We start from the raw sequence: 13,968 nt of genomic DNA on the forward strand, positions 1-13,968 counted from the left end.
TGGACAGGTCGCAACTGGCGTTCGGATGGGTCACCATCGGGGAGCGACTGATCACGGTTAGTGGCCGCACGCCTGGGCCACGACGACTCGCTTTATCCTGTTAAAAACCGGGGTGGGGCGTGAAGCACGTCCACCGTTTGATCAGTACCTCTCTCTAGGAGTTGCCCGTGTCTGTACCGTCTACGTTTAACCAGCCGCTTGAGGTTGTCGACCCCGAGATCGCCGCCGTGCTCGAGCAGGAGCTCGGCCGCCAGCGCGACTACCTCGAGATGATCGCGAGCGAGAACTTCGTTCCCGTCTCCGTCCTGCAGTCGCAGGGGTCCGTCCTCACCAACAAGTACGCGGAGGGCTACCCCGGCCGCCGCTACTACGGCGGCTGCGAGTACGTCGACATCGCCGAGTCGCTGGCCATCGAGCGCGCGAAGAGCCTGTTCGGCGCCGAGTACGCCAACGTGCAGCCGCACTCGGGCGCGACGGCCAACGCCGCCGTGCTGAGCGCCATCGCCACCCCCGGCGACACCATCCTCGGCCTGGAGCTGGCCCACGGCGGCCACCTCACCCACGGCATGAAGCTCAACTTCTCCGGCAAGCTCTACAACGCCGTCTCCTACGGCGTCGACCCCGAGACCTTCCTCGTCGACATGAACGTCGTGCGCGAGAAGGCCCTCGAGCACCGCCCGCAGGTCATCATCGCTGGCTGGTCGGCCTACCCCCGCCACCTCGACTTCGCCGCCTTCCGCGCGATCGCCGACGAGGTCGGCGCCAAGCTCTGGGTCGACATGGCCCACTTCGCCGGACTCGTCGCCGCCGGTCTGCACCCGTCGCCGATCCCCTTCGCGGATGTCGTCTCCACCACGGTGCACAAGACGCTCGCCGGCCCGCGCTCCGGCCTGATCCTCTCCCGCGACATGGAGCTGGCCAAGAAGCTCAACTCCAACGTCTTCCCCGGCCAGCAGGGCGGCCCGCTCATGCACGTGATCGCCGCCAAGGCGACCGCGTTCCTGCTCGCGGCCCAGCCCGAGTTCGCCGACCGCCAGGCCCGCACCCTGAGCGGTGCCCGCATCCTGGGCGAGCGCCTCGTCGCCGACGACTCGCGCGCCGCCGGCGTCGACGTGCTCACCGGTGGAACCGACGTGCACCTGGTGCTCGCCGACCTCCGCAACTCGCCGATCGACGGCCAGCAGGCCGAGGACGCGCTGCACGAGGTGGGCATCACCGTCAACCGCAACTCGGTGCCGTTCGACCCGCGCCCGCCGATGGTCACCTCCGGCCTGCGCATCGGCACCCCGGCGCTGGCCACCCGTGGCTTCGGCGACGTGGAGTTCACCGAGGTCGCCGACGTGATCGCCGAGACGCTCAAGCCGGGCGCCGACATCGCCGGCCTCCGCGCCCGCGTGAAGACGCTCACCGACGCGTTCCCGCTGTACCCGGGACTGCAGCAGTAATGACGGCGATCACGCTCGACGGGGTTGCCACGGCATCCGCCGTCAAGGCAGAGCTCGCCGACCGCATTGCGGCGCTCCGGGCCCAGGGCATCGTGCCAGGGCTCGGCACGCTGCTGGTCGGCGACGACCCGGGCTCGCGCAGCTACGTCGCGGGCAAGCACCGCGACTGCGCCGAGGTCGGCATCGAGTCGATCCGCGTCGACCTGCCGGCGACGGCGAGCGACGCGGACGTGCTGGCGGCGATCGAGGAGCTCAACGCGAACCCGGCCGTCACCGGCTACATCGTGCAGCTGCCGCTGCCGAAGGGCCTCGACGAGCACGCCGCGCTCGAGGCGATCGACCCGGCGAAGGACGCCGACGGCCTGCACCCGACGAACCTCGGTCGTCTGGTGCTCGGCATCGAGGGCGAGCTGGACTCGCCGCTGCCCTGCACGCCGGCCGGAATCGTCGAGATGCTGCAGCGCTACGACGTGCCGATCAGCGGCAAGCACGTGACCGTCGTCGGTCGCGGGCTCACCGTCGGCCGCCCGCTCGGCCTGCTCTTCACCCGCAAGGGCCTCGACGCGACCGTGACGCTGACGCACTCCCGCACGGCCGACCTGGCCGCCGAGGTGCGCCGGGCCGACATCGTGGTGGCCGCCGTCGGCGTTGCCCACCTGATCAAGCCGGAGTGGATCAAGCCCGGCGCCGCCGTGCTGGACGTGGGCATCACCCGCGTGCAGGACGAGGAGACCGGCAAGGGCAAGCTCACCGGCGACGTCGACCCCGGCGTCGCGGAGGTGGCCGGCTACCTGTCGCCGAACCCCGGCGGGGTGGGCCCGATGACCCGCGCCATGCTGCTCAGCAACGTGGTGCAGGCCGCCGAGAGGCTCGTCCGCTAGCGGGATTTCTGCTGATGCATGACGGATGCCGCGGGCTGTTGCCCGCGGCATCCGCCCGTTAAGGCGTCTAGAACGTGCCGGAGCGGCCCTGATCGATCTGGCGCTGGATCTCGGCCTGCGCGCGCGCCGCCTCGGCGTCGTCGCCATCGACGGCCACGCGGTGGAACGGCCTCCTGCCCACGACCAGTGCCAGGATCAGGATCCCCGCCAGGATCACTCCACCGCCGGCCACCACTGCCGCCACAAGTCCAGTCATCGCACACCCCCTTGATTCCGGCCAGCCTAGCCTCGGGGCGGGGAGGAGGGAAGCGCGGCACCGTCGATAATGGAAGCATGGCCCAACCCAGCGTGCTCTTCGTCTGCGTCCACAATGCCGGCCGCTCGCAGATGGCGGCGGGGCTCGTGCGCGAGCTCTCCGGCGGCCGGGTGGAGGTGCTCTCGGCCGGCTCGCTGCCGGCCGATCAGATCAACCCGGTCGCGGTGCAGGCCATGGCCGAGCTCGGCATCGACATCGCCGGCGAGCAGCCGAAACTGCTCACCGTTGACGCCGTGGCGGAGTCGGACGTCGTCATCACGATGGGCTGCGGCGACGTCTGCCCGATCTTCCCCGGCAAGCGCTACGAGGACTGGCAGCTGGAGGACCCGGCCGGCCAGGGCATTGAGTCCGTGCGGCCCATCCGCGACGAGATCAAGGCGCGCGTCGAGGCGCTGCTGGCTGGGCTGCTGCCCGCCTAGGCGATCGGCACCAACCCGTTGGTCGAGTAGCGAGGAACGAGCGTATCGAGACCTCGCACGGGGCTCGGTTTCTGGCGCTGGCGCGGTCTCGATACGGCCCTGGCGGGCCTACTCGACCAGCGGGGGATGGCTGTCCCGGCTGGCTGGGCTGCTGCCCGCCTAGTCGACCGGGGTCGTGTGCAGCTCGACGTGGCGCAGGTAGCCAACGGCATTGTTGCGGATGCCGTCGCGCTCGGCATCCGTCAGCGCGCGCCGCACCTTCGCCGGCACCCCGGCCACGAGCGAGCCGGGCGGAACGATCGTGCCCTCGAGCACCACGGCCCCGGCGGCCACGAGCGAGCCGGCGCCGATGACCGCGCCGTTCAGCACCGTCGCCGACATGCCGACGAGGCTGTCGTCCTCGATCGTGCAGCCGTGCAGCACGGCGCCGTGCCCGACGGACACGTTGCGGCCGATCGTGAGCGGGTACCCGGCGTCGACGTGGCAGGAGACGTTGTCCTGCAGGTTGGAACCGGCGCCCAGGGTGATGGGCTCCTGCTCCGCCCTGAGCACCGCGTTGTACCAGACGCTGGAATCCTCGGCCAGGATCACCCGGCCGACGATCACGGCGCCGGCGGCCACGAAGGCCGACTCGGCGATCTCGGGGGCCGGCAGGCCGTTCAGCGGGAGCACGCGCGCGAGCGGATCGATGTTCATGTCGCCAGCCTAATCTGCGCCGGCCGCCCTAGGATCGGGGCATGGTGAACACCGAACATCCCGCTGTCGACCGTGTGCGCGAGGCTCTGGCCGCGCACGGCGTGACCCCCGAGATCCGCTGGTTCGAGGAGGCGACGCCCACCGCGCAGGCGGCGGCCGACGCCATCGGCATCGAGGTGGGCCAGATCGCGAACTCGCTCGTCTTCACGCTGGACGGGGAGCCGCTGCTCGTGCTGACCTCCGGCGCGCACCGCGTCGACACCGCCTGGCTGGGCGAGCAGCTCGGCGGCACGATCGCCCGGGCGAGCAAGGAGACGGTGAAGGAGGCCACCGGCCAGGTGATCGGCGGGGTGGCCCCGCTCGGGCACCCGGCGCCCGTGCGCACCCTGGTCGACGTGGCCCTGGAGGGGTACGGCGAGGTGTGGGCGGCCGCCGGGCACGCGCACACCGTCTTCCCGACCAGCTACACCGAGCTGCTGCGCGTCACCGGCGGCACCCCGATCGCCGTCGAACCGCCCGCCTGAGCGACCGCCCGCGCCTCAGAAGATCCGGACGCCGACCTCCGCCGGTGCCGCGAGCAGCCCCTCGATCTCGTCGTCCAGCTTGACGAGGGTGATCGAGGCCCCCGCCATGTCGAGCGAGGTGCAGTACTCGCCGACGTAGCTGCGGGCCACGCTGATGCCGAGGGCTTCCAGCTTGTCGTGGGCGATGCCGTAGACCAGGTACAGCTCGCTGATGGGCGTGCCGCCGAGCCCGTTGACCATCAGGGCGACGCGGTCGCCGGCGACGAACGGCAGGTCGGTGATGACCGGGTCGAGCAGGATGTCGACGAGCTCGTTCGCGGGGGCGATCTTCGCCCGCCGCCGGCCGGGCTCGCCGTGGATGCCGACGCCGATCTCGATCTCGTCCGGGCCCAGCTCGAACAGCGGGGCGCCCTTCGCCGGGGGCGTGCAGGCCGTCAGCGCCAACCCCATCGAGCGCGTCACCGACACCACCTTCTCGCCGATGCGCATGAGCTCGTCCAGGTCTGCCCCCGCCTCCGCCGCCGCGCCGACCGCCTTGATGACGAAGAAGTTGCCCGCGACGCCGCGCCGGCCGACGGTCCAGGTGGAGTCCTTGACCGCGACGTCGTCGTCGATGAACAGGGTCTTCACGGTGATGCCGTCGGCGAGGCTGAGTTCTTGGGCCATGTCGAAGGCCATCCGGTCACCGGTGTAGTTGTTGACGAGCAGCAGCACGCCCTTGGCCGAGTTCACCAGCTTCGTGGTCTCGTAGACGTAGTCCATCGGGGGCGCGGCGAACACGTCGCCCGGGCAGGCGGCGTCCAGCATGCCCGGCCCCACCACCATGACGTGGGCCGGCTCGTGCCCAGAGCCCGAGCCCTGCACGATCGACACCTTGTCGTCGCTCGGCCCGCTCTTGCGCATGATGAGGTTGTACTCCGGCACGTACGTCAGGGTGTCTGGATTGGCCAGTGCGAGCCCCTTGAGCATCTCCGGTACGAACTGCTGGGGGTCGTTGACGAATTTCTTCATGGGATTTCCTCCACGGATCGGTGCTGCTGTTCTCAGTTGGTGGTGCTCTGTTGCGTGTGTTCTGGGGAATCCCAGTTCGCGGCCAGGGCCTCCGCGATCACCGCGACGGCGACGCCCCCGGCATCCGGCGAGCCGATGCTGCGCTCGCCGGTGTAGGCCGCCCGCCCGCGCTTGGCGATCATCGGGGCCGTCGCCTCGGCTGCGGCCCGGGCGGATGCCGCGGCCGAGGCCATGACGGCCGCGCCGCCCTCGCCGTTCGCGACCCCCTGCTCGATCGCATCCGTCATGGGCGCGAGCACGTCGAGCAGCGTCTTGTCGCCGAGGGAGGCGCCGCCGCGCGCCATGATGCCCTCCATCGCCGAGCGCAGCATCGCCACGACGTCGTCGCCGCCGAGTTCGCCACCGTTTGCCTTCGCCACCGACGCGGAGCGCAGGAACGCCGTGCCCCAGATGGGCCCGGAGGTGCCGCCGATCCGGCCGGTGATCGTGATGCCCACCTTCTGCAGGAACGTGCCGGCGTCGGTGCGGTCGAAGCTGTCCCAGTCCTTCAGCACGATTTCGAAGCCACGCGCGAGCGAGAACCCCAGGTCCCCGTCGCCGACGACGGAGTCGAGGTCGCCGAAGTACTTCTCGTTGTCGACGGCGGTCTGGGCGATGGTGCGCACGATGAACTCGGCGTCGCTGAGGCTCGTCATTTCTGCTCCTCTGTGGGTGGTGTGGGCTGCTCGAGGATCTCCTCGACGGTGGCGAGGGTGATCAGCTCCCCGGGGGCCAGGCCGAGCGGGTCGGCGAGCACCCGGGCCGGCTCCTGCTCGTCGCCGAGCGAGCTGACGACGAGGGAGGCCCCCGTGAAGTCCTCGTCGGCGGTGTAGCCACTGACCGTGACGAGCGTGCGGAGCCCGGCCGCGAGCGCGGCCTGTGCCCCGTTGCCGCTGTCCTCGACCACGACGGCCTGATCGGCGCCGATGCCGAGCTCGCGCAGGGCGAGCAGGTAGATGTCGGGGGCCGGCTTCTTGTGCGCCACGATGTCCCCCGCGAACACCAGGAAGCGGGCGGCATCCGCCCCGACCGCGTGCTCCAGCACGGCGCGCACCGCCGGCTCGGCCGATGTCGATGCGACGGCGAGCTGCCAGCCGGCCGCCGCGGCCTCCGCGACGAGGCGGGCGACGCCGGGGCGTGCCGGCAGGGCGCCGCTCTCAACCAGCTCGGTGTAGATGGCCGTCTTGCGTTTGTGCCAGGCGGCGAGCATCTCGCGCTGGCCCTCCGCATCGGCCGGGAGGCCGTTGGCCGCGACGAACTCCGGGGTGAGCAGGCTGGCCATGCGCTCCTTGCCGCCGCCGATCAGCACCTTGACGGCGTAGTCCGCGTCGCTCCAGTGCACCGGGATGCCGAACTCGGCGAAGGTGGCGTTGAACGCCGGCAGGTGGCCGTTGCGCTCCGTGTCGGCCAGCACGCCGTCGCAGTCGAAGATCAGCGCCGGCATGGTCACCACGCCTTGCCCGCGCTGCCGAAGGTCTGGGCGAGGCCCGTCGTGAGGGCGACGATGTGCGAGCGGACGTCGGCGAACAGCGCGGGCGGGTCCCACTTGTTCGCGGCCTCCGCCTTCTTCAGGAATGCGAGGCTCGAGGTCATGAACTCGATCTTCAGCGCGGTGGAGATGTTGACCTTGGCGCAGCCGCGCGCGATGAGGTCGGCGAACTGGGCGTCCGTCATGCCGCTGCCGCCGTGCAGGGCGATGGGCGTGCCGGTGGCCTCGACGAGGTCGCTCACCCGCTGGAAATCGAGGGCGGGGGTGGCCGAGTAGACGCCGTGCGCGTTGCCGATCGAGGGGGCGAACACGTCGACGCCGGTGGCGCGGATGAAGCCGAGCGCCGTGTCGAGACTCTGCCTGCGGGTCTCGGTGTCCACGCCGATGCCGTCCTCGACGCCTTGGATCGCCTCGATCTCGCCCTCGACGTGGGCGCCGTAGCGGCGCGCCTCGGCGACGACCTCGATGGTCTGTCGCTGGTTCTCCTCGACGGGCAGGGTCGAGGCGTCGAAGAGCACCGAGTTCCAGCCGATCTCGAGGCACTGGCTGATGACGGCCCGATCCGGGCAGTGGTCCAGGTGCAGGGTCACGGGCACGTCGATGTCCTTGGTCATCGCGGTCCACATGGCGAACAGCACCTCGGCGCCGATCGACTTCACCGTCTTCACGGATGTCTGCACGATGACGGGGGAGCGGGCCTCGACCGCCCCGGCCAGCACCGCCTCCAGGGTGAGGTCGTTGACGATGTTGATGGCGGGCACGCCGTATCTCTGCTCGAATGCCCTGTCGACGATCTCGCGCAGCGATACGACAGCCATGGTCAAACCTCCTCGTTGCCTGTTGTCACGGTAGGTGTGCGACGGGTCGCCGGACATGGAGGGTTCCCCTACCGTGCGCGGTAGGGGAACCCTCCATGTCCCAGCGATCGAATCGGCGTCAGAGCGAGTGCAGCGCCGACTGGGCCGCGAGGGCGGTGCGGTTGGGCGCACCCGTCTTGCGCAGGATCGCCCCGACGTGCTTCTCGACCGTCTTCACAGAGATGCGCAGCCTGGCCGCGATCTGCTTGTCGGGCACGCCGCGTTCCACGAGTGCGCGCACCTCGCGCTCGCGGGCGGTGAGGGGCGCGGTGCCCGGCGGGTCGAGGGTGGCAGCCAGCCGGCTGAGGAAGGCAGAGGACAGCAGTGACTCGCCGCGCGCGGCCGCGACGACGGCGCGGGTCACGTAGACCGGATCGGCATCCTGGGCGACGAAGCCCGTCGCGCCGATGCGGGCGGCCCCCCGCATCCGCTCGTCGGCGAGGTCGTGCACGATGAGCACGACGGAGGACTGCGGGTCGATGGCGCGCAAGTAGGAGGTGAGCTGCGCGCCGTCGATGTGCGGGAGGTCGAGGTTGGCGAGCACGACGTGGGGGCGAAGCAGCTCGTAGGCCTCGATCGCCGCGGAGGCGTCGGCGATCTCGCCGACGACCTCGATGCCCGGCTCGACCTGGCCGAGCACGCGCACGAGCCCGGCCCGCACGATCGCGTTCTGGTGCACGACGAGCACGCGCCAGCGGGAGCGGGCGTCGACGGCGCTCGCCGCGGAGGACGGCAGTTCGGCGCGCACCCGTGTTCCCCAGTGCGGCGTCGACTCGATCTGCACGGTGCCGCCCAGGCGGCCGGCGCGGGCGACGAGGCTCTGCAAGCCGAGCCCCTTGGCCGCGGACGGGCGCGCCTCGGCGAGGGCATCGACGTCGAATCCCTGGCCGTCGTCCTCCACCAGGACGCTGACATTCTCGCTGCCGTAGACCAGCCCGACCCGCACATGGCGCGCGGAGGCGTGCTCGACGACGTTGGTCAGCGACTCCTGCACGATGCGAAAGAGCTGCCTGGCCGTCTCGGCCGGCAGCGGCTCCGGGTCGCCGATCACCACGAGGTGTGTCTCGACGCGCACAGTGGATTCGACCCAGGCGAGCTCCAAGGCGATCGCGTCGCTGAGGGACCGGCCCTCCAGCAGTGCGGGCCCGAGGCCGTCGGCGGTGCGCCGGGTCTCGTCCAGGGCGGCGCGGGCCGCCGCGCGGGCCGCGCCGAGCGACCGTCTCGGCTCCGCCTCCGTGCTGGACTTCTCGGCCGCGTCCAGATGCAGGAGCACCGAGACCAGCCCCCGCCCGATCGTGTCGTGCATGTCGCGCACGACACGCTCCCGCTCGTCGAGCACGGCTGATGCGCGCTCCCGGTCGGCGGTCAGCGCGTGCAGCCGCGCGTTCGTGATGGCGATGGCCGCATGCGTGGCGAAGAGCTCGACGAGGTGTGCGTCGGCATCCGTGAACCGGCGCCCGGCCTCCCTGCTGAACACGACGGCGCTGCCGATGATGCGGCCGTCCCAGCGGATGGGAACGCCGATGACCCCGTGCAGGGAGGCCCGCTCCCGCTGGGCGATGTGCCCGCCGGCCACCTCGGCATACTCGTCGAAGAGCACGGAGCCGCGTGCGCGGACGATCTCGCCGGTCACACCCTCGTCGAGGGGGAACGTCTGGCCGGAGAGGCAGCCGACGCCGACGTCGACCTCCTTGCGATAGGTCCCGGCGACCTCGTCGACGGTGCAGATCGAGCCGCTGTCGCAGCCCAGGAGCGCCATGGTGTGGCGCAGGATGCGCTCGAGGAGCGGCCGGAGCTCGAACTGCCCGACCAGGTCGGCCGCCAGGGCGCTCAGCGCCTGGTACTGAGCGGCCTCGGTAGCGGAACTGGCAGAGGGGCTGGCGGATGCCGGCGAATTCTCCATGTGCAACACTCTCCGTTGATGTGCGCGTGCTTCCCACCCACATCATGCGCCGCGGCGCGCCGAAACGCTAGGCGCAGCCGTCCCCGGGCGCCCACCGCCGCGGGTGCGAGGTCTCGATACGCTCGTTCCTCGCTACTCGACCAGCGGGCGTGGGGCGGGCGGCGGGGTGTAATGCTCCCGTTGGTCGAGTAGGCCCGCCAGGGCCGTATCGAGACCCGGTTTCCGGCAGGATGCTGTTTCCCGTGCGGGGTCTCGATACGCTCGTTCCTCGCTACTCGACCAGCGGGCGCGGGGCGGGCGTGGGCGGGCGGTCGAGCATCCTGTGGACAACTCCGGACGGGTGTCGGCAGCTTCGGCGATACTCGGCGCATGCCGTACATGTACATCCTCGAGTGCTCGGACGGGTCCTACTACGTGGGAAGCACGTTCGATGTCGAGGCGCGCCTCTGGCAGCACAACCACGAGGGTGGCGCCGCGTACACGCGTCGGCGCCAACCCGTGAAGCTCGTGTACTTCGAGGAGTACGAGCGGATCGACGAGGCGTACGCGCGCGAGAAGCAGGTCCAGAACTGGAGCAGAGCCAAGCGCCGTGCGTTGATCGACGGTGTCGGCATGGAGTTGCTGCCCGAGCTGGCGAAGAAGCGCCGGAGGCCTCCACCGTTGGTCGAGTAGGCCCGCCAGGGCCGTATCGAGACCCGGTTTTCGGCGGGGGACTCTGTGCGGTGCGAGGTCTCGATACGCTCGTTCCTCGCTACTCGACCAGCGGGCGTGGGGCGGGCGGCGGGGTGTGCTGCTCCCGTTGGTCGAGTAGGCCCGCCAGGGCCGTATCGAGACCCGGTTTCCGGCGGGGTGCGGCGGCCGCTAGACGAGAAGCTGGTGCTTCGCGAGCTCCTTGTAGAGCGGGGTGCTCGCGACGAGCTCCGAGTGCGTGCCGGTGCCGACGACCTCGCCGTGGTCGAGTACCACGATCTGGTCGCTGTCCACGACGGTGGAGAGCCGGTGCGCGATCACGATGAGCGTGCGCCCCTCTGCGACGGCGTCGATGGCGGCGCGCATCATCTGCTCGTTCACGCCGTCGAGGCTGGACGTCGACTCGTCCAGCAGCAGGATCGGGGGCGCGGCCAGCAGTGCGCGGGCGATCGCGAGGCGCTGGCGCTCACCGCCGGAGAGCATGACGCCGTCCTCGCCGACCGGCGCACTGAGCCCGAGCGGGTTGCGCTCGAGCACCTCGCCGAGGTTCACCGCGCGCAGCACCTCCTCGCACTGGGCGTCGGTGGCATCCGGGGTTGCCAGCGTGAGGTTCTCGCGCAGGGTGCCGGCCAGCACCGGGGCGTCCTGCTCGACGTAGCCGATCTGGGCGCGCAGCTCGGTGCGGGGCAGGGTGCGGATGTCGAGGCCGGCGAGCCGCACGACGCCGACGCTCGGGTCGTAGAAGCGCTCGATCAGCGCGAGGATCGTGCTCTTGCCCGCACCGGACGGTCCGACCAGGGCGGTGCGCTTGCCGCGGGGAGCGTTGAACGAGACGCCGCGGAGCACCGGCTGCCTGTCGGTGACGTTGCCCTCCGGCGTGTGCTCGTCGACGCTCTCGTTGGCGGGGTCGGCCTCGTCGGAGCGGTTCAGCGCGTAGGCGAAGTGCACATCGTCGAAGGCGATGGCGGTGTCATCCATCGACAGGAGCGCCGAGAGCTCGTTCGGGGTGACGTCGGCGAGCGGGGCGATGTCACGGTCGTGGTCGCTCTCGCTGGGCAGCTCGATGATCTCCTGGATGCGGCCGAGCGCGCCGAGGGCCGAGTTCACGGAGGTGATGGCGCCGAAGGCGGTGCCGAGCGGCATGATCAGCATGAACAGGAACAGGATGAACGCGACCAGGCTGGCCACGGTGATGGCGCCGCTGGCGACGCGGAAGCCACCGACGCCGAGCACGACGAGCAGCGAGACCTGCATGGCGATGCCGGCGACGGGCACGACGAGCGCCGAGATGCTGGCGACGCGGATGCCGGCGCTCCAGGCGCCCTTCGCCTCCTCGCCGACGGCGGCGATCTCGCGGTCGGTGGCGTTGGAGGCGCGCACGGTGCGCACCGCGCTGATGGCGCGCTCGACGCTCGCGGCCAGGTCGCCCACCTTGGTCTGCGCCTGCAGGCTGGCGGTGCGGATGCGGCTGGAGAGCAGCACGACGGTGACGACCGAGACGGTGATGACGAGCAGGGTGAGGCCGAGCAGCACCGGGTCGATGATCAGCATGGCGATCAGCGCGCCGAAGAAGGTGAGGGAGCCGCCGAGGGCGTCGACGAGGCCCTGGGTGAGCACGGCCCGCAGTAGGGTCGTGTCGCTGCCGACGCGGGAGACCAGGTCGCCGGTGCGGCGGGTGTCGAACTCGGCGATCGGCAGGTGCAGCATCCGGGCGACCAGCTGGCGGCGGCTGGAGAGCACGACGCCCTCGCCGGTGCGCTGCAGCAGGTAGTGCTGGTAGCCGCTGATCAGGGCGGCGACGACGACGAGGGCGACGAGCACCCAGACCAGGTTGCCGAGCGGCTCGTTCGCCTGCACGACGGTGATCAGCTGGCTGACCAGCAGCGGCTGGGCGAGGCTCGCGGCCGCACCGAGGATGCTCAGCACGATCACGACGCTGAGCACCGCCTTGTGCTCGAGCAGGTACGGAACCAGCTGGCTGAACTTCGCGCGCGGGCCGGTTTCTTGTTTGCGTCTGCTGCGACCCAGTGTGCGTGCGTTGCTCATTGCTCCCTTTCGGCGGGCGGATGCCAGCTACAACCCTAAATCAGTTGGCTGTGGCATCCGCCCAGAAACGGGGGACAAACGACTAGGCGTCGATGTCGTTGTCCTTCGTCTCCTTCGAGACCAGCAGGGCGATGAGCGTGATGACGCCCATCACGGCGAGGTAGACGCCGACCCAGAACGGGCTGCCGTCTCCGGCGCTCCACAGGGCGACGGCGATGAACGGGGCGACGGCCGCGCCGAGGATCGACGACACGTTGTAGCTGATGCCGGAGCCGGTGTAGCGCACGTTGGTCGGGAACAGCTCGGGCAGGAGCGCGCCCATCGGCCCGAAGGTGAGCCCCATCAGCGAGAAGCCGACGATCAGCCAGATCATGACGCCGGCGAAGCCCGCGCCGAGCAGCGGCACCCAGAGCATGCCGAACACGATGATGCCGAGCGTCACCCAGATCAGCGTCTTGCGGCGGCCCCACTTGTCGGCGAGCGGCCCGGAGACGAGCGTGAAGACGCCGAAGAAGAGCACGCCGGCGATGAGCATGAGCACGAAGGTGTTGTAGGAGTAGCCGAGGCCGGGCTGGACCGAGGGGTCCTCCGGGTTCAGCGGCGAGCGGCCGTAGCTGAGCGAGAACGTCGTCATCAGGTAGAACAGCACGTAGGTGGCGAGCATGAAGAAGGTGCCGAGGATGAGCTCGCGCCAGTGCAGCTTGAACACGGTGACGAGCGGCGTCTTGGTGAGCTTGCCGGTGGCGGATGCCTTCGAGAAGGCGGCGCTCTCGACCAGGCGCAGGCGCACCCAGAGGCCGACGATGACCATGACGACCGAGAACAGGAACGGGATGCGCCAGCCCCACTCGAGGAACGCCTGCGACGGCATCGACGGGTCGTCGGAGGGGAGCACCGCGGCGATGATCAGGAACAGGCCGTTGGCGATGATGAAGCCGATCGGGGCGCCCAGCTGTGGGAAGGTGCCGTACCACGCGCGCTTGCCCTTGGGGGCGTTCTCGGTGGCGACGAGCGCCGCACCGGACCACTCGCCGCCGAGCGCGAAGCCCTGCGCGATGCGCAGCACGACGAGCAGCAGCGGGGCGAGCCAGCCGACCATGGCGTAGGTGGGCAGCACACCGATCAGGAACGTCGCGATGCCCATGGTGAGCAGAGCGCCCACTAGGGTCGCCTTGCGGCCGTGCTTGTCGCCGAGGTGGCCGAACAGGATCGCCCCGAGCGGGCGGGCCACCATGGCGGCACCGAACACCGCGAAGGACTGCAGCAGGGCAGTGGTGGCGTCACCGGTGGGGAAGAAGAGGTGCGGGAAGACGAGGACGGCGGCCGTGGCGTAGACGTAGAAGTCGTAGAACTCGATCGTGGTGCCGATGAGGCTGGCCAGAACGACTCGGCTGCGGGGATTGACGGGTGCGGTCTGGGCGACCGCGGGTGATGCAGACATGCGAGGAAGGACTCCGATGCGACGCACTCGAGGGTGCGCGAAAATGATGGGCCGCCTGTGCGGGCGTCGATCTGGCGTCACGGACTGCGGTGGGGAGAGCTTGCTGCTTGTGGCAACTGCTCAAGTTTACGCGGAGCCGAGAACGACTCATGAACAGGGGAGCGGGCGCCGGCCGCCAGATCCCCATCGAAAGACTGATGCGGCAGGCGGG

14 protein-coding genes and 1 riboswitch are annotated in these 13,968 nt (G+C 70.4%); of the genes, 5 read left to right on the plus strand and 9 right to left on the minus strand.

Going from position 1 to position 13,968, the window contains the following annotated elements; all coding sequences use genetic code 11:
• Positions 1-85: riboswitch (ZMP/ZTP riboswitch) on the plus strand.
• Between the two features lie 82 nt (positions 86-167).
• Both glyA and BLT62_RS05530 read left to right on the plus strand, forming a co-directional pair.
• A complete protein-coding gene (glyA, locus tag BLT62_RS05525) occupies positions 168-1,445 on the plus strand; it encodes a serine hydroxymethyltransferase (protein ID WP_083363159.1) in 1,278 nt (425 codons plus the stop codon).
• The gene (locus BLT62_RS05530; RefSeq protein ID WP_083363160.1) at positions 1,445-2,326 is read left to right on the plus strand and encodes a bifunctional methylenetetrahydrofolate dehydrogenase/methenyltetrahydrofolate cyclohydrolase; all 882 of its coding nucleotides are present in this window, start codon (positions 1,445-1,447) and stop codon (positions 2,324-2,326) included. Before glyA ends, BLT62_RS05530 begins: the two co-directional genes overlap by 1 nt.
• A gap of 67 nt (positions 2,327-2,393) precedes the next feature.
• Here the strand turns inward: BLT62_RS05530 and BLT62_RS17595 are convergent, their stop codons facing one another.
• Positions 2,394-2,582, minus strand: a complete 189-nt coding sequence (locus tag BLT62_RS17595; RefSeq protein ID WP_156786250.1) for a hypothetical protein — start codon at positions 2,580-2,582, stop codon at positions 2,394-2,396.
• Positions 2,583-2,659: 77 nt separating this feature from the next.
• Between BLT62_RS17595 and BLT62_RS05535 the strand changes: the two genes are divergently transcribed.
• Positions 2,660-3,061 carry an arsenate reductase ArsC gene (locus BLT62_RS05535; protein WP_083363161.1) on the plus strand — a complete coding sequence of 134 codons (402 nt, stop codon included), beginning with the start codon at positions 2,660-2,662 and terminating at the stop codon, positions 3,059-3,061.
• A 159-nt stretch (positions 3,062-3,220) separates the two neighbouring features.
• On the opposite strand, the gene BLT62_RS05540 is transcribed toward BLT62_RS05535, so the two are convergent.
• Positions 3,221-3,757 (minus strand): gamma carbonic anhydrase family protein, encoded by a 537-nt coding sequence (locus BLT62_RS05540; RefSeq protein WP_083363162.1) that lies wholly within the window; start codon positions 3,755-3,757, stop codon positions 3,221-3,223.
• A gap of 41 nt (positions 3,758-3,798) precedes the next feature.
• Between BLT62_RS05540 and BLT62_RS05545 the strand changes: the two genes are divergently transcribed.
• Positions 3,799-4,281 carry a YbaK/EbsC family protein gene (locus BLT62_RS05545; RefSeq protein ID WP_083363163.1) on the plus strand — a complete coding sequence of 161 codons (483 nt, stop codon included), beginning with the start codon at positions 3,799-3,801 and terminating at the stop codon, positions 4,279-4,281.
• Between the two features lie 15 nt (positions 4,282-4,296).
• Here BLT62_RS05545 and dhaK read toward each other — a convergent pair whose 3' ends face one another.
• The 5 genes from dhaK to BLT62_RS05570 form a co-directional block, all read right to left on the minus strand.
• The gene (gene dhaK / locus BLT62_RS05550) at positions 4,297-5,292 is read right to left on the minus strand and encodes a dihydroxyacetone kinase subunit DhaK (protein ID WP_083363164.1); all 996 of its coding nucleotides are present in this window, start codon (positions 5,290-5,292) and stop codon (positions 4,297-4,299) included.
• A 32-nt stretch (positions 5,293-5,324) separates the two neighbouring features.
• Positions 5,325-5,987 (minus strand): dihydroxyacetone kinase subunit DhaL, encoded by a 663-nt coding sequence (gene dhaL / locus BLT62_RS05555; protein ID WP_083363165.1) that lies wholly within the window; start codon positions 5,985-5,987, stop codon positions 5,325-5,327.
• Positions 5,984-6,775 carry an HAD-IA family hydrolase gene (locus tag BLT62_RS05560; RefSeq protein ID WP_083363166.1) on the minus strand — a complete coding sequence of 264 codons (792 nt, stop codon included), beginning with the start codon at positions 6,773-6,775 and terminating at the stop codon, positions 5,984-5,986. Before BLT62_RS05560 ends, dhaL begins: the two co-directional genes overlap by 4 nt.
• A 2-nt stretch (positions 6,776-6,777) precedes the next feature.
• Positions 6,778-7,638, minus strand: coding sequence for a class II fructose-bisphosphate aldolase (locus tag BLT62_RS05565; RefSeq protein WP_083363167.1), 861 nt, complete (start codon positions 7,636-7,638; stop codon positions 6,778-6,780).
• A gap of 118 nt (positions 7,639-7,756) precedes the next feature.
• Positions 7,757-9,580, minus strand: a complete 1,824-nt coding sequence (locus BLT62_RS05570; protein ID WP_083363168.1) for a hybrid sensor histidine kinase/response regulator transcription factor — start codon at positions 9,578-9,580, stop codon at positions 7,757-7,759.
• A gap of 369 nt (positions 9,581-9,949) precedes the next feature.
• Between BLT62_RS05570 and BLT62_RS05575 the strand changes: the two genes are divergently transcribed.
• Complete coding sequence (locus BLT62_RS05575) at positions 9,950-10,252, plus strand: GIY-YIG nuclease family protein (RefSeq protein WP_083363169.1); 303 nt, start codon at positions 9,950-9,952, stop codon at positions 10,250-10,252.
• Between the two features lie 189 nt (positions 10,253-10,441).
• Here BLT62_RS05575 and BLT62_RS05580 read toward each other — a convergent pair whose 3' ends face one another.
• Positions 10,442-12,316, minus strand: coding sequence for an ABC transporter ATP-binding protein (locus BLT62_RS05580; protein ID WP_083363170.1), 1,875 nt, complete (start codon positions 12,314-12,316; stop codon positions 10,442-10,444).
• An 82-nt stretch (positions 12,317-12,398) separates the two neighbouring features.
• Positions 12,399-13,757 carry an MFS transporter gene (locus tag BLT62_RS05585; protein ID WP_083363171.1) on the minus strand — a complete coding sequence of 453 codons (1,359 nt, stop codon included), beginning with the start codon at positions 13,755-13,757 and terminating at the stop codon, positions 12,399-12,401.
• Positions 13,758-13,968 lie beyond the last annotated feature (211 nt).

This window comes from Microterricola viridarii, assembly GCF_900104895.1.
Taxonomy (GTDB): Bacteria; Actinomycetota; Actinomycetes; order Actinomycetales; family Microbacteriaceae; genus Microterricola; species Microterricola viridarii.